The organism is Kordia jejudonensis (assembly GCF_001005315.1).
GTDB lineage: Bacteria > Bacteroidota > Bacteroidia > Flavobacteriales > Flavobacteriaceae > Kordia > Kordia jejudonensis.
In genome coordinates, this window is record NZ_LBMG01000001.1 from 197,178 (window position 1) to 219,587 (window position 22,410).

Here is a 22,410-nt window from a genome sequence, read left to right on the forward strand (position 1 = left end):
ATCGATTTAAATGTTAACGATTTTAAAAAAATTAATATATTTGTCTTTGTTAATAAGTATTAACAACTTACATTTGTCCTTTAATTAACACTTAAAATTAAATAATTAAAACATGAAACATCTTAGCAGATTTTTAGTTGCTTTGTTGCTTGTAGTAGGATTCAGCAACGTAAAAGCGCAAGACAGTAATAACCCTTGGCAGATCAATGTCGGTATTAATGCTGTAGATTTCTTTCCTACAAACGATATGGAAGCTGCAGGGCTTACAGGTAAATGGTTTGATGAGTACTTCAACGTAAATCATTACAACGTCTTACCTACATTATCAACAATTAGCGTTTCTAAATATGTAGGTGACGGATTCTCTGTAGGAGTTAGAGGGTCAGTTAATAAAATCGAAAAATTTGGAGAAGAGTCAAGAGATGACTTAACATATTACGGATTTGATGGAACAATCAAGTACAACCTTAACGAGCTTTATGACATGGGGAATTTTGATCCTTATTTAGAAGTTGGTGGTGGTTACACTTGGATTGACGATATCGGAGCTGGAACATTAAACGGAGGAATTGGTTTCAACTACTGGTTCAACGATAATTTAGCTTTCAACATCCAGTCTACTTATAAGCATTCTTTCGAAGATTACTTAGCTCCACATTTCCAACACCAAGTAGGTATTGCGATCAAATTCGGAGGAAAAGATACTGACGAAGATGGAATTTTTGACAAAGACGACGCTTGTCCAGACGTAAAAGGTTTACCAGAATTCAACGGATGTCCTGATACTGACGGTGACGGAATCGAAGATAGTAAAGATGATTGTCCTGATACTGCAGGTTTAGCTGCATTCAACGGATGTCCTGATACTGATGGTGACGGAATCACTGACGCTAAAGATGACTGTCCAAATGTTGCTGGTTTAGCTGCATTAAACGGATGTCCTGATGCTGATAGCGATGGAATCACTGATGCTAAAGATAACTGTCCTAACGAAGCTGGTCCAGCTGCAAACAAAGGATGCCCATGGACTGACAAAGACGGTGACGGAGTATTAGACAAGGATGACAGATGTCCAGAAGTTGCTGGAGTTGCTGAAAACCAAGGATGTCCTCCAATTCCAAGAATGACTGAAGTTGAGATCACTGAGTTAGATAACTTAGCTAGAACTGTATACTTCAACTCTGGAAAGTCTTCTTTCAAAGCTGAAACGTATGCTATCTTAGATAGAATCGCTGAATTAATCAAAGGTTTCCCAGCTGAGAAGTTCCACATTGGTGGTCACACTGATAGTGTTGGTTCAAATGCATTAAACCAAAGATTATCTGATTCTAGAGCTAAAGCTGTTAGAGATTACTTATCAAGTAAAGTAAACAACACGTTCACTTCTTCAGGTTACGGTGAAGAGAAGCCAATCGCTTCTAACTCAACTAGAAAAGGTAGAGCACAAAACAGAAGAGTAGAAATTAAATTAATCAAGTAATTTTATTTCAAAAAATAACTTCATAAGAAACGCCTCGATATATCGAGGCGTTTTTTTATTTTTACAACATGAAGTCATTCCTTTCGCATGTTGTTAGTTACATTTTAGAAAATAATACCAATATCAGTAATCTTACATTGGTATTACCTAGCAAAAGAGCTGGAGTCTTCTTAAAGCACGAACTTTCGCAACAAATTCAAAAAACATCTTTTGCCCCTGAAATTCTCAGTATTGAAGAATTAGTAGAAGAAATTTCAGGATATACGTCCGTAAGTAATACAGAACTACTTTTTGAATTTTATACCGTTTACAAAGAACTCACACCAAAAGATACACAAGAACCTTTTGATTCTTTTTCCAAATGGGCACAAATTTTATTACAAGATTTCAATGAAATTGATCGCTACCTAATTCCACAAAAGGAAATTTTTAACTATTTGGGCGCCATCCAGGAAATCAATCATTGGTCACTGGAAAAAGAACCTACAACACTAGTCAAAAATTATCTAACGTTTTGGAACAAGTTAGAAGAATATTACAATGCGCTTACCGAAAAAATTACCCAAAAAGGAATTGCCTATCAAGGTTTGGTCTATCGAGAAGCTGTCGATAGTATAGAATTCTATCTTAAGCAAAACGAAACTAAAAAACACTATTTTATTGGTTTCAATGCGCTGAATACTGCCGAAGAAAAAATAATTCAAGAATTTTTAGAAGTTGGTTTGGCAGAAATTCTGTGGGATACTGATCATGTATTCTTTGATGATCCTGAACACGATGCAAGCCTATTTTTACGACGTCATCGATACGATTGGAATTACTTTAAAGACAATGCCTTTTCGTGGGTTGCTGATAATTTTTCCAACACAAAAAATATTGAAATCATTGGTACACCAAAAAATGTAACGCAGGCAAAACAAATTGGCGAGATTCTTCAAAACATACAACAACACGATGAAAACTTACACGATGTCGCAGTTGTTTTAGGCGATGAACAATTGCTAATTCCATGTCTGAATTCGTTACCCGCAGCAATAGAAAAACTCAATATTACCATGGGTTTTCCACTAAAAGACATTCCATTAGCTACCACATTTAACAACTTGTACATACTGCAAGAACATCATCGAAATGGTTCTTTTTATTATAAAAGTATCATCAATGTACTTTCAGACACCAACTTACGTCCATTATTTCAACAAAAAAATAAAAATATTGCGACCGATATTATTCATTACATCCAATCGAATAATATCATTTACATTACAACAACAACCATAGTTGAGCGTTTCCCGAAAAATTTACAGGAAATTGCTTCCATACTCTTTACCTATTGGAACGACAAGCCAAAAATTGCCATAAAACATTGCATCACACTCATTAGAACACTCAAAACGACTCTTATTGACGAGCGCGAAAAACATTTGCTTGCGTTGGAATATTTATATCGTTTCAATGAAGTATTCAATCAGTTGCAACTCTTAACAAAACAGCACAATTACATTACGGACATTAAGTCATTATTGGCGTTATACAAAGAAATTATAAGTTCGGAAACGCTTGATTTTAAAGGAGAACCGTTACAAGGTTTACAATTAATGGGCATGTTAGAAACACGTGTGCTCGATTTCAAAACCGTAATTCTATCGTCCGTAAACGAAGGAATATTGCCGTCAGGAAAAAGTAACAATTCGTTTATTCCTTTCGATCTAAAAAAACAGTTCAATCTTCCAACATACAAGGAAAAAGATGCCATTTACACCTATCATTTCTATCGTTTGTTGCACAGAGCTGAAAACATCTATTTACTTTATAATACGGAAGCTGACGGACTAAATGGCGGCGAAAAAAGTCGTTTTTTAATGCAATTGGAAACCTATGCAATGCCAAATCATACAGTTTCGCAACATGTCGTGATTCCGAAAGTACCCAAAATTGAACATCAGTTACAAACCGTAAAAAAAGAAGCACAAATTCTAAAACGCATCCAAGACATTGCAAACAAAGGATTTTCGCCTTCTGCATTGACATCTTACATTAGAAATCCTATAGATTTTTACTATCAAAAAATTCTTGGAATTCAAGAATACGAAGCTGTTGAAGAAACGGTTGCCGCAAACACGCTAGGAACGGTAGTGCATGATACTTTAGAGCTATTATACAAACCATTTGAAGGGAAAACGTTGGTTGTGGAAGACATCAAAGTAATGTTTGCCAATGTAGAACAATTGGTTTCGGATAATTTCAAAAAAACCTACGGAGAAGGAAACATTCATCGCGGAAAAAACCTCATCATTTTCAATGTTGCCAAACGCTATGTTACCAATTTTTTGCAACAAGAAATACAATTGCTCAAAACAGGAAAAACCTTGCGTATTCTTCAAATAGAACAAACATTACAGGCTAAAATAGACATTCCTGAACTTGATTTTCCTGTATATATTGGCGGAAAAGTAGATCGTGTGGACGAGTTAGATGGCGTACTGCGAATTATTGATTACAAAACAGGGAAAGTGTCGCAAGGCGATGTAGAAATCGTCGATTGGGAGTTGCTTACGCAAGATTACAAATTCAGCAAAAGCTTTCAAGTCTTGGCATATGCGTACATGATTTACCAAAAACAAGCATTTCAACAAGAAACCGAAGCAGGCATCATTTCCTTTAAAAACTTACAAAGTGGATTTTTAAAATTTGGCACTAAAGATTCTGCAAGAAGTCGCAACAAAAATCAATTGATTACTTCGGAAACACTTGATGATTTTCTGATTGAACTTAAAAAACTCATTCTCGAAATTTGCGACATCAACATTCCGTTCACTGAAAAAGAAGTATAAATATGATTCAAAAGCACAAAAACAACGTTTTAAAACGCGAAAACCAAAAAGACATCCTAGTAGATTACTTTTTCACAAAAAACGATCAGCAAAAGCCAATTGTCATTTTTTGTCACGGCTACAAAGGTTTCAAAGATTGGGGCGCGTGGGATTTAGTGGCTGAAGCATTTGCAAAAGCTGGTTATTTTTTTGTAAAGTTCAACTTTTCACACAATGGCGGAACGATGGAACAACCAATCGATTTTCCAGATTTAGAAGCGTTTGGTCAGAACAATTACACCAAAGAATTACATGATTTAGAAGACATCATTTTGCATCTTTCTTCTGGTAATTTTCACTTTCGTGGAGAATGTACTCCGAACAACATTTCACTTATTGGACATTCACGAGGTGGCGGTATTGCTACCATTAAAGCCGAAGAAGCTAAAACCGTAACAAAGGTAATTTCTTGGGCTGGCGTTTCAGATTATACATCACGTTTTCCAACAGGAGAAGCGTTAGAAGACTGGAAAAATTCAGGTGTATATTATGTAATTAATGGACGAACGAAGCAAGAAATGCCACATTATTATCAGTTTTTCGAAGATTTTCAAGAAAATGCTACACGTTTAGACATTGAACGAGCGACAAAAAATCTACACATTCCGCATCTAATCATTCACGGAACCAACGATCCTGCGGTTTCTCATGAAGAAGCAAAATTGTTACATACGTGGAATCCAAAAAGCACCTTGCATCTTATTGAAAATGCAGATCATGTGTTTGGCGCGCGTCATCCGTGGGAAAAAAAAGAATTACCAAATGATTTACGGGAAGTAGTACAAACCACGATCAACTTTATATAAAACTAAAAAAAAACGAACCGAAGTTCGCTTTCACTGTTGTTATTCCGCTAAAATAATAATATATTCTACCGTTGTGAGTCCGCCACTAATCTGGTTAGCATATTGAACTTCGTACTGTTTTAAATTGTCTAACATAATTAGTTTTATTGAGTTCCGTTACACGTTTCTGGATGACACGAATAGTCTGGATGTGTATCGCCACTTCCACTATCTTGTAGCATTCCTTTTACAGCTTCAATTTCTAAATTACTGATCACTTTTTTGTTCAGGTTTAAATTTTTAAGCGTTCTTTTTTTCATAATAAAAGATTTTAATTGATGACTTATCGATCTTGTTCTTGTGGATTACATGTTACTGGATGACACGAATATACCATTGCAGTATCTCCACTACAATTTGGATTGTCCGAACCTCTTCCCAATTGCCCTTTTAAAGCTTCAACCTTTAAATTACTGATTAGTTTCTTGTTTAAATGTAAACTTTTGAGTGTTCTTTTTTTCATAATAAAGTATTTTAGTTATTCCTAAATGTACAAAATATTATATGGAAGACGTAAACTATTTCCGAATGATGTAGAATGCACAAAAAAAGCCATTCAAGAATTTTGAATGGCTTTCGTATGTTGAAATTATTGTTTTTTTAGTCTGTTCCTTTTAAAACTAACAAAGGCAAACGACTTTCAAAGTCTACTTTCTTAATTGTGTTTTGTTCCCAAAGCTTCTTAAAAAATCCGCGTTTACGTCTAAAAACGCAAATCATATCTGGATTATTTTCGTTTAAATGTTCTAATAAACCTTGAAATAATGTTGAATTTTCAGAACTTTTATATCCTGATGTAATTGCCGCTAACTCAGAATGAAACTCTAAATCTTCTGGTAAAAAATCGGTTGTTTTTACTTGTAGCAAACGCATTTTTGCATCAAAAGCAGCTAGAATACTTTCCAAAGGTTTCAAAATGTCTTTGCGCTTTATCACACCTGATTTAATTGCTGTCAACACCTTTTTAATTGGCTTAAACGTGTATCCTTCTGGCACAATCAACACCGAAATATCAGTTTGTTTTACAATACTTCCCGATGTATTTCCTAAAAACATTTCTTCTTTAATAGAATTGCTTCTTGGTCCAACAATAATTAAATCAATACCTAATTCTTTATCAATAGAATTGATACTATCTATCACATTCCCTTTTGCAGAAATAATAGAAACATCAACATTTTTCAAATTTACACTAGAAACGACTTCCTTTACATTACTTGCGGTTTCTCTTCCCACAATTTCATCAACATTCAAAATTGTTCCAGCTTTCGAAAGCACTTTAAATGCTCTAAACACAAATACTTTAGCATGAATAGCTTCCGCAAAATCAATAGCATACTGTAACGTATTCTTTGCATTTTCAGAATCTCCGATAGGAACCAATATATTTTTCATTATCTTAAAATTTCTGCAAAAATAATCATTTTTTAGTTCTATTGTGATATTTCAATTTTTTTAAACTTCAAAAAATAAATACCTTTAAAAATTATACATGATACCAAAACCTGCAAATGCTCCAAATTCGTAACGCTACTATTGCTGATATTGATGCTCTTTTACACATTACCAAAGCCTGTGCAAAACATATGATTTCCAAGAAAATATTTCAATGGAATGAAAACTATCCAAACCGAGAAGCTTTTAAAGATGATATTGCCCGAAACGAATTATACGTGCTGACCAATACAGATAAAATTGTAGGTTGTATGGTAATTTCTAGCGTAATGGACGAAGAATACAAAACAATAACATGGGATTCGCCAGATGACAAAAATCTTTACATTCATCGCTTGGCGGTACATCCTGAATATCAAGGAAAAGGCTATGCGCAACATTTGATGGACTTCGCAGAATCGTTTGCTATAGAAAATAATTATCGTTCCATAAGATTAGATACGTTTAGTAAGAACACTAGAAACCAAAAGTTTTACGAACTTCGTGGCTATAAAAAATTAGCGAATGTATACTTTCCAAAACAAAGTGTATATCCTTTTTACTGTTACGAACGTATCTTTTGAAAACACAAATAACCAACGCAGACATCAATAAACTCGCGATTCCAGCGCTCATTGCTGGAATTGCCGAACCTTTATTATCCATTACAGATACAGCCGTTGTGGGAAACATTCAAACGAATGCTACCGAAGCGTTGGCTGCCGTTGGAATTGCTGGAGCTTTCATTTCAATGTTAGTATGGGTTTTTGGGCAAACCAGAAGTGCCATTTCTGCCTTGGTTTCTCAATATTTGGGCGCTAACAAACTTGATGAAATCAAAACTTTGCCTGCACAAGCTATTGCAATCATTTTGGCAATTAGTTTTGTATTAATTCTCGTCACATATCCGTTTGCAGAATACATTCTGAACTTTTACAATGCAGAAGGTTTAATTTTAGATTTTAGCAGTTCATACTATCGAATTCGAATTTTTGGCTTGCCGTTTACGCTCCTAACTTTTGCCATATTTGGAGTATTTAGAGGTTTGCAAAACACTTTTATTCCAATGATTATTGCCATTATTGGCGCATTGTTAAATGTACTATTAGATTTTGCGCTGGTTTACGGTGTTGAAGGATACATTCCTGCCATGCATGTTGATGGCGCGGCGTATGCAAGTTTGTTTTCACAACTCGTCATGGCGATTTTGTCAGTTATCTTTTTACTCACCAAAACACAAATTCCGCTAACAATTCAATTGCCGTTTCACAAAGAATTGCCCAAACTAACCGTAATGATTCTGAATCTCATTATCAGAACCATTGCCTTAAATGTTGCGTTATACTTCGGAACTTCCTTTGCGGCGGCTTATGGTGCAAAATACAGCGCAGCATACACCATTTTACTTAATATATGGTTCTTTGGCGCGTTTTTAATTGACGGATATTCCAGTGCTGGAAACATCTTATCAGGAAAATTATACGGCGAAGAAAACTATGAAGAACTGGTAAAACTTAGTGTGAAATTGACCAAATATGGTGTCATTGCTGGCGTGATTATACTTGTAACTGGCGGAATCTTATACCAACCAATTGGACTGATTTTTACGAAAGAACAAGCCGTTTTAGACGAATTTTACACGGTTTTTAGTTTAATTCTCGCCATGCAACCACTTTGTGCCGTTACGTTTATTTTTGATGGAATGTTCAAAGGTTTAGGGAAAATGGCAACACTGCGAAACGTATTACTATTTGCTACATTTGGTGTTTTTGTGCCCACAATTTTCTTTTTAGATTATTTCAATTTAAAACTATTTGCCGTTTGGATTGCCTTTACACTTTGGATTGCCGCACGCGGATTGCCACTTATTTATGTATTCCGAAAAGAATTTATTCCGAAAATAAAAAAGTCCTAAATTTGACATTCTTACACAGGCAGAAATCCACTAATAATTCTCATAAGCCAACTTTGAGTAAAGTGAAGAAGCTAAAAAACTCAACATCTTGATTTTTTTCCAGACATACATTTTTATATTGATACACTTTCAGACTAATTCATTAAAAAAGTCTTCCTATTTTTACCAAACAAAATCACACATCATGACCACCACAAGAGCTGACGGAAGTTTATATACAAGTATTCAAAACAACATTGCAACCATAGAATTTGGGCATCCTGCAAGCAATTCTTTCCCTGGTGAATTGTTAGATCGATTAACGAAAGAGTTGCATTCTTTAGCTGACAATGAAACTGTGAGTGTAATTATCTTGAAAAGTGAAGGCGATCGTGCATTTTGTGCAGGTGCTTCGTTTGATGAATTGGTCGCGATTGATACTTTAGAAGCTGGAAAAACATTTTTCAGTGGTTTTGCCAATGTGATCAACGCGATGCGAACTTGCGGAAAGTTGATTGTTGGCCGTGTACAAGGAAAAGCTGTTGGTGGTGGCGTAGGATTAATTTCTGCTTGTGATTATGCCTTTGCTACGGAAGCAGCTTCTGTAAAACTCTCCGAATTAACTATCGGAATTGGTCCATTTGTGATTGCGCCTGCCGTTCAAAACCGAATTGGAAAAGCAGGTTTTTCAGAGTTAAGTCTCGCGCCAAGCGAATGGAAAACGGCGTATTGGGCAAAAGAAAAAGGTTTGTATGCAAAAGTCTTTGAAACCCAACAAGAACTTGATACAGAGCTGGAAATATTTACAGAAAAACTCGCTTCGTACAATCCGGATGCCTTAGCTGGCATGAAAAAAATATTGTGGGAGGACACCGAAAACTGGGACGAATTACTCGCCGAACGCGCTGAACTTTCTGGAACTTTAGTTTTATCTGACTTTACTAAAAATGCGTTGGCGAAGTTTAGGAAGTAGTTGTTGGTTGGTTGTTGTTCGTTATTTGTTATTTGTTATTCGTTATTCGTTATTCGTTATTCGAAAATACTTTTACATTTAATATTTTGCGGTTTTACATTTTACATTTGTTGCTGGTTGCTGGTTGTTAGTTTCAAGTTAGCTAGCGCGAGTTTCCAACTCGTGCCCATAAAACTGCTAAAAAGTGAGGCATAAAATTTGATGCTTCTTTGGAAACTAACCGTATTCTCATGAAGAAAATCATCTTAAGTTTTGCTGTTGTAGCATTACTCTTTTCCTGTACTAAAAAAGAGCAATATTATGGAACTTGGAGTCAATATTTTTATAGTCCTGCTTTCTTAAATATTAATCAAGATAGTATTTCATTAAGTAATGATGGAAACCTATGGAACACATATCCCGTTACGATTAAAAACAACAGTCTTACATTTCTAGATCATACATTCAACACTTCTTTTTCAGGAGATTCCTTAGTTTTTGAACATCTCACTTTTAAAAAAGATACTGTAGCTCCTTTGTTGGAAATAGAATTACCTAAACTTGTTAAATATAATTTTCAAGAACCAAATCCTAAAAGAGAATTAATTTATATAAAATACGGAAGAGTGCCAAACTCAAACGAATACAAACTACAGCTCAATGATAAATATGCAGATATTAGTGAACTAATTGACTATTTTTATACTAGTTCAGACCTCTCATTTCATTCCATCAGAAAGCTTGTCATGATTTGTGATAAAAAGGCAAAAATGAAAGATGTAGAATCTATATTTTTAGAAATGATCAAGATGAATACATTTGCTTTTTATACGGTTAATCATACTGAATATCAATTTGTTGACAATGAAATTAAACAAGTTTATTTATCTCAAAAACAACAAGTTTTTCCTATTAATAATGAAAATTATAAAGACAGTATAAGTGATAACCTATTAAACTACAGTATTCTTGAACATTTAAATGCTAAAAATCGTCAATATATATTTCTCATCAATAATGAATTTTATGTTGGAAAAGAAAAGTACACTACAAATGATTTCTCAAAAAAGATTGATTCACTTGTGTCTAAAAATGTTCAATTTATCAGTCTTTTCGATTTAAATTCAGATTTCGAACACTACACCATTTTTAATGCAATCCTAAATGATTCTTATGAAAAACTATATGATTCCATCGCCAAACAAAAACACAATACGGCATATAATCAATTAACTGATGATAAAAAAGAAGAGATAATGACATTCTTTCCTAAAAGAAATATTCAAAACATTTCCATTCCACATTTTTTATCTTTTGAAGAAGATCCTTTTGAAAATATAGAATTTCCGTTCAAAAATATAAAAGACAGTATTCCTGATGTTTATTTTGAGCAAATGCCATAAAAACTCTAAAGCTAGCGTGGGTTTGTAACTCATGCTCACAAACATGCTGAAAGGCAAAAAATTTAAATTCTTTTCCAACTCAAGAAAACCAAAAATTCACAAATAACATTCATAAACTCATAACAACACCTTACTTGATTAAATCTTTTAATTTCTCAATCATAAATATGTAAAAACACACATTATGTTCAACGAAATTTAATGTTTAATTAAACAGAAAAGACTAATTTTTAGAATTTTAAGTTAAGATTGTAGATTCCTGTCTACACAGGAATTAAAAAAGCTAAAATACCCTATATTTGCGCATTAATTGAAAATGAAAATGAGCAAAATTCGCATTACAAAGCAATTTAATTTTGAAACTGGTCATGCTTTATATGGGTATGACGGGAAATGTAAAAACGTACACGGACATAGTTATAAACTCTCTGTAACTGTGATTGGAACGCCTATTACAGACAACAATAACGTAAAATGGGGAATGGTAATTGACTTTAGCGATTTGAAAAAAATCGTGAAAGAAGAAGTCGTTGATGTATTTGATCATGCAATTGTGTTTAATAAAAATACACCGCACAAATCACTAGCGTTGACCATGCGTGGCGAAGGACACAATGTGATTTTAGCTGATTATCAACCAACTAGCGAAAATATGGTCATTGATTTCGCCGCGAAAATTAAAAATAGACTTCCTGAAAGCATTCAACTATTTTCATTACGTCTGCAAGAAACCGATTCGTCGTGTGCGGAATGGTTTGCAAGTGATAATGAAGTATAAATAGCTTCATACTCAACTTGATTGAGTTATCTTTTGATTTAAAACTCAAGTATCTTAGAAACAGATTTCCGTCATCACGGGAATAATAGAATTACTATATTTACAACATGAATATTCCCGAAGGAAAAAAAATATACTTCTCTTCAGACAACCATTTAGGCGCACCAACTGCAGAAGCGAGTCTTCCTAGAGAAAAGAAATTTGTAGCTTGGCTAAACGAAATTGAGCACGATGCAGCCGCTATTTTCCTTCTGGGCGATTTGTTCGATTTTTGGTTCGAATACAAAACCGTTGTTCCCAAAGGATTTGTGCGTACGCTAGGAAAATTAGCAGATTTACGTGATAAAGGCATTCCCGTTTATTTTTTTGTTGGAAATCATGATTTATGGATGAATGGCTATTTTGAAAAAGAACTCAACATTCCTGTATACTACAAGCCACAAGAATTTACATTTAACAATACTACTTTTTTTATTGGTCATGGTGACGGATTAGGTCCTGGAGACAAAGGCTATAAACGTATGAAAAAAGTGTTTACAAATCCGTTTTTCAAATGGTCTTTTCGGTGGTTGCATCCTGATATTGGTATGCGAATTGCCCAATATTTATCTGTAAAAAACAAATTGATTTCAGGAGATGATGATGCCACTTTTTTAGGAGAAGACAACGAATGGTTAGTACAATATTCTAAAAAAAAGCTGGAAACTAAACACGTTGATTATTTCATCTTCGGACATCGCCATTTGCCATTAGAAATTGACCTCAACGAAAAAAGTACATATATAAACTTAGGCGATTGGATTCAATATTATACCTATGCAGAATTTGATGGAAAAACCCTTTCATTAAAAAAATATGAGTTGCCAAATACGTAGATTGTTGGTGTGTTTTTAATAGTGTAAAAACATTCATCTAAAAATTATGCGTTTCAACAATATTTTACAACTTTCACTAGTGCGTTTCACGAATACGTATGAATTTCATAACTTATACTTTTTTAATACAATTTATGGATTTATCTAACTACATAATAACTGCACTTATCCTACTTGGGGCATTTATTCTGTTGATGAGCGCAAGCTACACTAAAAAAATATTTAATATTCTTCCAGATAACAAGCTTAAGGCGAACTGGCAAAAGCTGCGTGTATTAATGTTGTTATTTTTGGTTGGCTATTTGGCAGTAGCAACTGTCGTTATTTTAGGACAAGTACAACTACTAGCGTTTCTTTCGGGAGTTATCTTTTTTATGGGATCACTGTTTGTATTCATTGTAGTTCGCACAGGTTTGGATAGTTTTACCAAGCTAAAAGAACTCAATCAAAATCTAGATGATACAGAATTAAAAAACAAAGAACTTGAAGAATTTGCTTATATAACTTCGCACGATTTAAAAACACCATTACGAGGTATTTCGAGCTTGGCTTCGTTTATAAAAGAAGATTTAGAAGCTGGCGAAACCGAAGAAGTACATGTGCATATTAATACGATGCAAGAACGCGTAAAACGTCTTGAAAATTTGATTAATGGAATTTTGAATTATTCTAAAATTGGAAAAATAAACTTAGAATCTATTGATTTACAAGAAATTACACAAGAAGAATTCAACAATTATCGCGATACAGTCAATGTAAAGTTGACCATAAAAGATACGTTGCCTGTGGTGGAAGGAGACAGAATTCAGGTATCACAAGTACTTTCCAACTTGATTAGTAACGCGGTAAAATACAATGATAAAGAAGTGTGTGAAATTGTCGTTTCTAGCATCGAAAAATCTACATTTTATGAACTTATCATTAAAGATAACGGACCTGGTATTTTACCTAAATACCATCGAAAAATCTTTGATGTATTTCAAACACTCAGTGAAAAAGATACCTATGAAAGTACTGGAATTGGTCTTTCTATTGTGAAAAAAATAATAGAAAAACATGAAGGAACTATTCGCGTAGAATCTGACGGAAAACTTGGTTCAAAATTCATCATTTCCTATCCTAAAAAATTGAATCGATAGTTTGTTTAGCCACTTGAATTTTTAGCAAAATCATCTCAGTGACAAAATTGAAAAAATTAATTCTTGCAAATCTCTGATAAGTAATTATTTAGATTGATTTGGAACAACGTACCTTCAATCAAATCTGAAATCGTTTTCAACTCTTGTTCAGAAACTGCCAAATCTACCATTGAAGCTGGTGTTTTTAGTAGAATAGATCTACAATTGCCTTTCGCTTTGCAATCATCACAACAACCGCGTGCAACAGCTTGTTTAATAAATTTGGAGAAATTTTCGATCTCTTGAATCGTCAAATAAAATCCTGTATCTCTAAAAATTACTTGAAACTTCGGATGGTTACGCTCCACATCTTTTTTCCACTGAAATGCAATGCCAATATCGTTGTAATAAATTCTATGTATATCACTCATAATTCTTCTAATTGAGAATTCAAATATACAACTATTTATAATTAGTCTAAATAAATTTATTGTTAAGATTCTTCTTTACCATGAGCTTTCATATCTTCGGTTAAGTCCAAATTTCGAAGTGATGTATTGAAAAAACCAGTGGCAAATACAGTTACTAATGTCATGATACCACCAAAAACCACTGCAGGTACTACACCCATTAATTTTGCAGTTGCGCCACTTTCAAAAGCACCTAATTCATTGGATGAACCAACAAATATTGAGTTTACAGAAGCTACACGTCCACGCATTTCGTCAGGTGTTCTGAGTTGTAAAATTGTTTGACGAATCACCATTGAAACACCATCTACCAAACCACTTACAAAAAGTGCTAAGAGTGAAATCCAAAAGGTAGTTGACAATCCAAAAACAATAATACACAAACCAAATATAAAGATAGATGCGAGTAATTTCATTCCTGCATTTTTAGTCACTGGAATATACGCTGTGATTAACATGGTTACTAAGGCGCCAATGGAAGTTGCTGCACTTAAGAGTCCAAAACCAAATGAGCCGACATTTAGTATACTTTTTGCAAAAATAGGTAACAACGCTACAGCTCCACCTAACAATACAGCAATCATATCTAAGGTTAATGCGCCTAATATTACTTTTTCATTTTTCACAAAATTGATTCCTTCTTTTAAGCTTTTCCAAACGTTTTCGCCTATTTTTGGATTCATAATTGGCTTCTTAGGAATCAACATGAGCAATCCTAATGAAAAAACTACAAACACAAACACGATAGACAATGAAACTTGCTCGCCAAACCAATAAATTGCCAAACCGCCAAATGTTTTTCCTAATATTCCAGAAGCTTGCCAAGTAGAACTACTCCAAGTAGCCGCGTTTGGATATGTTTTTTTGGGAACAATCAAGGCTATCAATGAAAAGATAACGGGTCCGAAAAATGAACGCAAAATGCCTCCGAAAAATATTAATCCGTAAATACTGTATAATATTGAGTTTTGTGACCAATTTCCAGTAATTTCAGGTGTTGCGACCAAAAACAATCCTAAACTCATTAAGGAGAATAAGACAATACAAATGGCTAATAAATTTCGTTTTTCACGCTGATCTACAATATGTCCCGCAAATAACGCCATTCCAACAGCAGGAATTACTTCCATCAATCCAACCAAACCAAGCGACCAAGGATCATCATTGGTAATTTCACTGATAAGCCACAATATGACAATGAATTGCATGGACCAACCAAATACTAAAAAGAATCTAACCAATAGAAAGATATTAAATTCTTTGAATCGTAAAGCTTCGTATGGATCTTGTTTTTGCACGTATTGGAATTTCGTTTCAAAAATACGTTATTCAAAACACAATTCATCACAGGAAAACGAAAGATTCCAACGTTTTCTATATTACTTTTTTAGAAAACTGATAGCCGTTCCGCCACCAGCTGCCAATTGTAATGTAAGTTTTGTTTCCGAAGTTACGTCCATTGTTTCAATGTCAATTGCAGTTGGATTGTCGTCCCAATGTGCATCTTTTGCATCTTTATAAATGGTAGCTGTGTAAGTTGTATTTGGCAGTAAAAAATCTAACGAAACTTCCAAATTACGAGCATTTTCATCGGTAATACTTCCCAAAAACCAATTGCCCGTTTGGCGTTCTTCGCGTGCAATCGTTACAAAATCGCCAACTTCTCCATTGAGTACTTTGGTTTGTTTCCAATCGACACCAACATCTTTGATAAATTGCAATGCAGGATTTCCTTCGTAATTTTCTATCAAATCCGCCGCCATTTGTATCGGACTGTAAATGACCACATACAACGCTAATTGTTGTGCAATAGTCGTATTCACTTGATTGTTTTCCTTGTAAGGAGAAAGTTTAATGTTGAAAATTCCTGGCGTATAATCTATCGGTCCAGCTAACATACGTGTAAATGCTACAATTGGTAAATGTTCTGGAGGATTTCCGCCATCGGCTGCCCACGCGTTAAATTCTTGTCCGCGCAAACCTTCACGCGAAATGATATTTGGATAGGTTCTACGCAAACCTGTCGCTTTGATCGGCTCATGCGCATTTACAGCAACTTCATACTCAATTGCTTTGAATACTGCATTGTTGTAATGATTTACCATCCATTGTCCGTGATGATATTCTCCTTTCGGAATAATTTTTCCAACATAACCCGATTTTACCGAATGAATTCCCAAATCTTGCATGAGTTTATAGGCTTTGTCCATCTGTCTGTCATACGTGCCAATTGCCGCAGACGTTTCATGATGCATGATAATTTCTACACCTTTTTCTTTGGCATAACGCACTACTTCTTGCAAATCGTAATCGTCATATGGTGTGATAAAATCAAAAACACCTTCTCGATCTTCAAAACCAATCCAATGTTCCCAACCTGTATTCCAGCCTTCTACCAAGACGCCTTTGATGTTGTTTTTTGCTGAAAAATCTATGAAGGCTTTGGCATTTTCTGTCGTTGCGCCATGTTTTCCTGCTGCTTTGTCCCAAGATGATTTTCCTAAGTGCATTTCCCACCAAATTCCTGTGTATTTCATTGGCGTAAACCATGAAATGTCGTCAATTTTAGAAGGTTCATTTAGGTTGACAATGAGTTTAGAATCGATTAATTCGGTTGCTTTTTCTGCAATTTGAATCGTACGCCAAGGTGTGGTAAATGGTGTGGTTCGTTTTACTTTATAATCGTTTCGTTCTGAACCGACCAATTCACTTTGAAACGATATGTTTTCCGTATCTACTTTTAAAGTCATTCCTGAATAATCCAACAATGCTGCTTCGTGAATACTTATGTGTAAACCGCCTTCTGCTCGCATCGTTACTGGCGTATTAACGGCATTTTCTGGAATGTAGGTTTGTGCCAAACTCCCATGATTTGCTTTGCTGAGTGCATCAATTTCAGATACTTTTGAAGTGGTGTACAAATGTTCATAAATATCCCAATCTCCAGGAATCCACCAAGTTGTATGATCGTCTGTCAATTGAAATTGTGTATGTTCATCTGTGATAAAAACTTCTTTCAAATGTTCTTGCTCAGGGAATTCATATCGGAAACCAATTCCATCATTATATACTTTAAAAACTATGTTTAATTTTCGTTCTAACGAATCTTTTTCTTGCAGTTCAACTTTTAGTTCATTGTACTGATTTCGAACAGTTTCTTGTTCGCCCCAAGGCATATTCCACGTTTCGTCAACTGATTTTGTGTCTACATTTACAATTTTAAAATTATCAAGTAAAGAAGGCGCATTTTTCAACTCAAAACCCAAAGACGAACTATCAATAACGACACTGACGCCTTTTAAAATTATGTATGATGGTTTTCCTTCATCTGTTAATAGAAAATTGACCAATAAGGTGTCATTCGGAGAAGAAATAGCAACATTTTTTCGGTTTTTAGTACACGAACAAAGACAAAAAATTCCTAGAATTAATAGCGTTTTGAAGATGGTTTTCATGATGATTGCAATTGATTTCGTTTTAAAAGTACTATTTTCCATTTGAAAAATAAGGCGACATCGTTTTCGTGTTGATAAGTTGTGTTTAAAGAGTCAAGAATCTAGCGCGAATTTACAAAACCTGTTAGGTACCGTCATTCCTTACTTGATTAGGAATCTTACATCAATTGTTTTTCCTAAATTCTGAGATGCTGAATCAAGTTCAGCATGACGACGATATTCAGATTGATCAGTTTTCAATACAATGAACTGCTATATAAAGTATTACTATAACAAAATTGATTCGTTTACAAAATCACAAATCATTTGAAAATGAGTTTTTTATAAAACAAAACTTTCCTTAGAAACCAATTTTCAAATCAACGCATTTTCAAATCATCAAATTAAGCTACCGAATATCTCGCAATCGCAATTGTAGCGTGGTTTGTCCGTTCCAGACGTTTTCATCAATAGAAAAAACGGCATCAAATGGTTTTTTGTTTTTCACTTTGGAAATTTTATCGCCCAAGTTGAATCCGATTCCTGAAATTGGTTTCGATCGACGTTGTACAGCACTTATTTTTAAATGATCTTTTTCGGCTCCGACACATTTTGCCCAACCTGAATCTTGTAATTGTGTACTCATGAATATCGGACTCATGTTTTGTGGTCCAAATGGCGCAAATTGTTTGAGAATACGATAGAATTTTGGCGTAATTTCTTTGAGTTCGATTTCTTTATCAATCAAGATTTCTGGTGTGAGCAAGGTGTTATCAATTGTATTTTTCACAACTTCTTCAAACGCATCTTTAAATGCTTGATAGTTTTCTTCTTTTAAGGTTAATCCTGCTGCATATTTGTGTCCACCAAATTGAATGATGTGTTCTTTGCATTGTTCTAAAGCGTTATATACATCAAAACCCTTTACAGATCTGGCGGAAGCCGCTAATTTATCGCCACTTTTCGTAAATACTAAGGTTGGACGATAATAGGTTTCTATCAATCGAGAAGCAACAATTCCGATGACACCTTTGTGCCAATGTTCATCGTAAACTACTGTCGTAAAACGTTCTTGTTCTTCTAATTTTTCAATTTGAAGAAAAGCTTCTTTGGTAATTTCTTGGTCCAAACTTCTTCGCTCTAGATTGAATTCTTCAATGCCAGCCGCATATTGTTTGGCAACTTCTAAATCGTCTTCCGTTAGTAAATCTACCGCATGCAATCCTTGACTGATTCTACCAGCAGCGTTGATTCGTGGCGCTACCACAAAAACGACATCTGTAATGGTTAGTATCTCTTTTTTTAGTTGATTGATGATCGCTTTGATTCCTGCTCTTGGCGCCGAATTGATGACGTGCATTCCAAAATGAGCAAGGACTCTGTTTTCGCCTGTAATTGGTACAATATCTGCTGCAATTGCGGTAGCCACTAAATCTAAATATGGAAACAAATCTGTGACGGTTTGTCCTCTTTTGGAGCCTAATGCCTGAATGAGTTTGAAACCAACGCCACAACCGCATAGTTCGTCGTACGGATAGTTGCAATCGTCTCGTTTTGGATCTAAAACGGCAACTGCTTTTGGCAATTCGTTTCCTGGTCGGTGATGATCGCAAATGATGATATCAATCCCTTTTTCAGTGGCATATGCAACTTTATCGATGGCTTTTATGCCACAATCGAGTGTGATGATGAGTGAAATATCGTTGTCGGAAGCATAATCAATTCCTTGAAACGACAAGCCATAACCTTCTTCATAACGATCTGGAATATAGGTTGCGATGTTTGGATAGATTGTTTGAAGGTACGAAGAAACCAGCGCAACCGAAGTCGTGCCATCTACATCATAATCGCCATATACCATGATATTTTCATCAGTTGCGATGGCTTTATCAATTCTCGCGACAGCAAACTCCATATCTTTCATCAGAAATGGATCGTGAATATCTTCTATGGAAGGACGAAAAAAGGTTTTTGCTGCTTCATAGGTTTCAATTCCTCGTTGTAATAAAAGTGTCGCAACGACTTCATTGACTTGCAACACTTCCATAAGATGTTTGAGCTTATGTGCTTCTGGTTTTGGTTTTAATGTCCAACGCATGTTTTTTCTTGTTTAGATTTTAATGTATTTTTTCGTTTCAACGTACATTTTGATATGATTTTTCTATACTATCAATTACAGTGAATTTTTTTTCATTTAAAATCACTTGCAACGAACTTTCGTTGTGTATCAAAATCTAATTTTAGTATTCTACAAATTATTACTTGTAAGCACTTCTCGATACTATTTTCTGTCCATTTCGACTGCGCTCAATGTGACAGAAAATCACTCGAAGTGACGTTTTTAAGTTATCCATGTCCATTTCGTCTCATAACGTCTGATCGAGTGAAAACTCAAAGAGTTTTTGTATCGAGATCTACTCGTTTACTCTAAATTTCTTTTTTGCTAAATTAGGTAAAGCATCATATTCATCATTAATTAACGCTTGTTTTTTGACGCGTGACCATTTTTTAATTTGTTTCTCCATAGCTATTGCCATAGTAATATCTGTAAACGAAGCATAAAAAACTAATGATACTGGTCTACGTAAATACGTGTAACAGCTTTTATAAAATCCTCTTTTATGTTGCTCCAAACGTTTTTCAAGATTTGAAGTTACACCTGTGTAAAAAGAATTGTCTTTACATTTTAAAATGTATACATATGATAATTTCATTTTCCTAATTTAAGTGATCGTTTCAAAGTACTTCTCGATACAATTTTCTATCCATTTCGGCTGCGCTCAATGTGACAGAAAATCACTCGAAGTGACGTATTGAGTTCTTTATATCCATTTCGTTTCATACGTCTGATCGAGTGGAAAATGTGATAACATTTTTTGTATCGAGATCTACTTGTTTTCTCAAAGCTTATTTCTGCTTCAAAGTACTTCTCGATATAAATTTGTTGCACAAATTCACTCGAAGTGACGACTTATGATTAAATACTGAGGAAAATTATACTACGAATTAAGAACTGTGAAAATACGTATTGGTTTTCACTTTTGCAAAACGACGGAACATTTCCATCACGCCACAATAAGTTTCAACCGATAAATCTACTGCTTTTTGAATCTTTTTTTCTTCCAAATCAGTTCCATAAAAGTGATAATCTAAGGTTACCGTATGATAGTATTTTGGATGTTCATCTGTCAATTCGCCTACGACTTCCATTTTAAATTCATCTACAGAAACTTTCATTTTATTCATGATAGAAACTACATCCAAACCTGAGCAACCTGCCAAGGAAGATAACATCATTGCTTTTGGTCCTAATCCTTCATTATTTCCACCATTTTCAGGAGAAGTATCCATTAAAACCGTTTGTCCGCTTGGATTGTCAGATTCAAACAACATATTTCCTTTCCATTGCGTTGTAATTTTATGTGCCATGTGTGAAGTTTTTTTAGTGAAATTCTATTTTGAGTGCCCTCAAAAGTGTTCGTGATTCTATTTTTTATTTGCTTAAATTCGTAAACTGTAGTTTTGATCGATTACAGCATTCAAAAATACAAGTAATTAATTTAAAAAATATACAATATGCCATTAGTAACGCCATTGAATCCAGATCATGATTTAGAAACCAAAGAATTAGCCGAATTTTTCAACGAAACACTTGGGTTTTGTCCAAATTCTGTCTTAACCATGCAACGCAGACCTGCCATTTCAAAAGCATTTATAAACCTCAACAAAGCTGTGATGGCAAATGAAGGTCGTGTCACTTCTGCTTTAAAACGTATGATTGCTTGGGTAAGTAGTAATGCTACAGGTTGTCGTTATTGCCAAGCACACGCCATTAGAGCCGCAGAACGTTACGGAGCAGAGCAAGAACAACTAGATAATATTTGGGAATATAAAACACATCCTGCGTTTTCAGATGCCGAACGTGCCGCTCTAGATTTTTCATTGGCAGCTTCTATTATTCCAAATGCTGTAAATGAGGATATTAAAACCGAATTATACAAACACTGGAATGAAGGTGAAATTGTAGAAATGTTAGGTGTAATTTCATTATTCGGATACTTAAATCGTTGGAACGATAGTATGGGAACTTCTATTGAAGAAGGAGCCGTAGAAAGCGGAAACCAATATTTGGGGAAACACGGTTGGGAAAAAGGAAAACACGTGTAAATCCTTCAAAATAAAATAATTAGTTTAAGAACCTTTGTTTTTTCGGCAAAGGTTTTTTGTTGTTTAGAAGTTTCAATTTGTCAAAAATCGACATTTTAAAAAAACTTTCATCTACACTTTTTTGCATTTCGTCTACACATACTATTCGTTAAACTGCATTCAACTTTTATTGGTTTTTTATGGTGTAAAATTGTATTCCAATTGCTCAAACTAGAAAAAATGAAAAAGCCATTAAAAGTATTATTAATCGAAGACAACATGATTGAAATCATGAAGATGAATCGTACAGTTTCGTTGCTAAAAGCCAAGCATGAAATTACAGAAGCTAAAAATGCAGAAGAAGCTTTAGCGATTTTGGAAACTAAAACGAATCTTCCAGATATTATTTTGCTCGATTTAAATATGCCAAAAATTAATGGTATTGAGTTTTTGACCATTTTAAAGAACGATCCAGATTTACGCCATATTCCAACGATAATTTTAACAACTTCTGACAACAGAAAAGATATTTTAGAATGTTATCGTATTGGAATTTCTGGTTATATTCTAAAACCATTGAAATATGAAGAGTACGTTTCTAAAATTGAGATTACACTTTCGTATTGGTCTATTAATGAATTGAAAAGCGCCTAACAAAAAAAGCTCTATTTGTCATCTCTGTAAAGGTTAAGTAATTCGTTGACAAAA

The 22,410-nt window shown here is 34.4% G+C and carries 21 protein-coding genes; 12 read left to right on the forward strand and 9 right to left on the reverse strand.

Annotation, left to right across the window (positions count from 1 at the left end; all coding sequences use genetic code 11):
• The first annotated feature begins 112 nt into the window (after positions 1–112).
• From AA089_RS00760 to AA089_RS00770, 3 genes are all read left to right on the forward strand, one after another.
• Entirely contained in the window at positions 113–1,480 is a 1,368-nt protein-coding gene (locus tag AA089_RS00760; protein ID WP_046754987.1) for an OmpA family protein, read from the forward strand.
• A 68-nt stretch (positions 1,481–1,548) separates the two neighbouring features.
• Positions 1,549–4,314, forward strand: a complete 2,766-nt coding sequence (locus tag AA089_RS00765) for a PD-(D/E)XK nuclease family protein (protein ID WP_046754988.1) — start codon at positions 1,549–1,551, stop codon at positions 4,312–4,314.
• A 2-nt stretch (positions 4,315–4,316) separates the two neighbouring features.
• Positions 4,317–5,159, forward strand: coding sequence for an alpha/beta hydrolase family protein (locus AA089_RS00770; protein ID WP_173427039.1), 843 nt, complete (start codon positions 4,317–4,319; stop codon positions 5,157–5,159).
• 143 nt (positions 5,160–5,302) lie between these two features.
• Here AA089_RS00770 and AA089_RS24445 read toward each other — a convergent pair whose 3' ends face one another.
• The 3 genes from AA089_RS24445 to AA089_RS00780 all read right to left on the reverse strand — a co-directional run bounded on the left by AA089_RS24445 (position 5,303) and on the right by AA089_RS00780 (position 6,593).
• A complete protein-coding gene (locus tag AA089_RS24445) occupies positions 5,303–5,458 on the reverse strand; it encodes a hypothetical protein (RefSeq protein ID WP_156168850.1) in 156 nt (51 codons plus the stop codon).
• Between the two features lie 23 nt (positions 5,459–5,481).
• The gene (locus AA089_RS00775) at positions 5,482–5,661 is read right to left on the reverse strand and encodes a hypothetical protein (protein ID WP_046754989.1); all 180 of its coding nucleotides are present in this window, start codon (positions 5,659–5,661) and stop codon (positions 5,482–5,484) included.
• 137 nt (positions 5,662–5,798) lie between these two features.
• Complete coding sequence (locus AA089_RS00780; protein WP_046754990.1) at positions 5,799–6,593, reverse strand: universal stress protein; 795 nt, start codon at positions 6,591–6,593, stop codon at positions 5,799–5,801.
• 116 nt (positions 6,594–6,709) lie between these two features.
• On the opposite strand from AA089_RS00780, the gene AA089_RS00785 reads away from it, so the two are divergent.
• From AA089_RS00785 to AA089_RS00815, 7 genes are all read left to right on the forward strand, one after another.
• Positions 6,710–7,216: a GNAT family N-acetyltransferase gene (locus AA089_RS00785; protein ID WP_046754991.1), complete on the forward strand. Its 507-nt coding sequence runs from the start codon at positions 6,710–6,712 to the stop codon at positions 7,214–7,216.
• Positions 7,213–8,547: an MATE family efflux transporter gene (locus tag AA089_RS00790; RefSeq protein ID WP_046754992.1), complete on the forward strand. Its 1,335-nt coding sequence runs from the start codon at positions 7,213–7,215 to the stop codon at positions 8,545–8,547. The genes AA089_RS00785 and AA089_RS00790 overlap by 4 nt, the downstream gene beginning before the upstream one ends.
• A 184-nt stretch (positions 8,548–8,731) precedes the next feature.
• The gene (locus tag AA089_RS00795; protein ID WP_046754993.1) at positions 8,732–9,499 is read left to right on the forward strand and encodes an enoyl-CoA hydratase/isomerase family protein; all 768 of its coding nucleotides are present in this window, start codon (positions 8,732–8,734) and stop codon (positions 9,497–9,499) included.
• Between the two features lie 230 nt (positions 9,500–9,729).
• Positions 9,730–10,881, forward strand: a complete 1,152-nt coding sequence (locus AA089_RS00800) for a hypothetical protein (RefSeq protein WP_046754994.1) — start codon at positions 9,730–9,732, stop codon at positions 10,879–10,881.
• Positions 10,882–11,203: 322 nt separating this feature from the next.
• Positions 11,204–11,659 (forward strand): 6-pyruvoyl trahydropterin synthase family protein, encoded by a 456-nt coding sequence (locus tag AA089_RS00805; protein ID WP_046755022.1) that lies wholly within the window; start codon positions 11,204–11,206, stop codon positions 11,657–11,659.
• A gap of 107 nt (positions 11,660–11,766) precedes the next feature.
• Complete coding sequence (locus tag AA089_RS00810; protein ID WP_046754995.1) at positions 11,767–12,534, forward strand: UDP-2,3-diacylglucosamine diphosphatase; 768 nt, start codon at positions 11,767–11,769, stop codon at positions 12,532–12,534.
• Positions 12,535–12,668: 134 nt separating this feature from the next.
• Entirely contained in the window at positions 12,669–13,673 is a 1,005-nt protein-coding gene (locus AA089_RS00815; RefSeq protein ID WP_046754996.1) for a sensor histidine kinase, read from the forward strand.
• Positions 13,674–13,729: 56 nt separating this feature from the next.
• On the opposite strand, the gene AA089_RS00820 is transcribed toward AA089_RS00815, so the two are convergent.
• The 6 genes from AA089_RS00820 to AA089_RS00845 all read right to left on the reverse strand — a co-directional run bounded on the left by AA089_RS00820 (position 13,730) and on the right by AA089_RS00845 (position 20,985).
• Positions 13,730–14,083, reverse strand: a complete 354-nt coding sequence (locus tag AA089_RS00820; protein ID WP_046754997.1) for a hypothetical protein — start codon at positions 14,081–14,083, stop codon at positions 13,730–13,732.
• A gap of 62 nt (positions 14,084–14,145) precedes the next feature.
• Positions 14,146–15,420 carry an MFS transporter gene (locus AA089_RS00825; RefSeq protein ID WP_046754998.1) on the reverse strand — a complete coding sequence of 425 codons (1,275 nt, stop codon included), beginning with the start codon at positions 15,418–15,420 and terminating at the stop codon, positions 14,146–14,148.
• A gap of 81 nt (positions 15,421–15,501) precedes the next feature.
• Positions 15,502–17,577 (reverse strand): glycoside hydrolase family 97 protein, encoded by a 2,076-nt coding sequence (locus tag AA089_RS00830; RefSeq protein ID WP_046755023.1) that lies wholly within the window; start codon positions 17,575–17,577, stop codon positions 15,502–15,504.
• A gap of 388 nt (positions 17,578–17,965) precedes the next feature.
• A complete protein-coding gene (gene recJ, locus AA089_RS00835) occupies positions 17,966–19,654 on the reverse strand; it encodes a single-stranded-DNA-specific exonuclease RecJ (RefSeq protein WP_046754999.1) in 1,689 nt (562 codons plus the stop codon).
• Between the two features lie 316 nt (positions 19,655–19,970).
• Positions 19,971–20,270 carry a GIY-YIG nuclease family protein gene (locus tag AA089_RS00840; protein ID WP_046755000.1) on the reverse strand — a complete coding sequence of 100 codons (300 nt, stop codon included), beginning with the start codon at positions 20,268–20,270 and terminating at the stop codon, positions 19,971–19,973.
• Positions 20,271–20,562: 292 nt separating this feature from the next.
• Complete coding sequence (locus AA089_RS00845; protein WP_046755001.1) at positions 20,563–20,985, reverse strand: OsmC family protein; 423 nt, start codon at positions 20,983–20,985, stop codon at positions 20,563–20,565.
• A gap of 147 nt (positions 20,986–21,132) precedes the next feature.
• Between AA089_RS00845 and AA089_RS00850 the strand changes: the two genes are divergently transcribed.
• Both AA089_RS00850 and AA089_RS00855 read left to right on the forward strand, forming a co-directional pair.
• The gene (locus AA089_RS00850; protein WP_046755002.1) at positions 21,133–21,723 is read left to right on the forward strand and encodes a carboxymuconolactone decarboxylase family protein; all 591 of its coding nucleotides are present in this window, start codon (positions 21,133–21,135) and stop codon (positions 21,721–21,723) included.
• Positions 21,724–21,942: 219 nt separating this feature from the next.
• A complete protein-coding gene (locus tag AA089_RS00855; RefSeq protein WP_046755003.1) occupies positions 21,943–22,356 on the forward strand; it encodes a response regulator in 414 nt (137 codons plus the stop codon).
• Positions 22,357–22,410 lie beyond the last annotated feature (54 nt).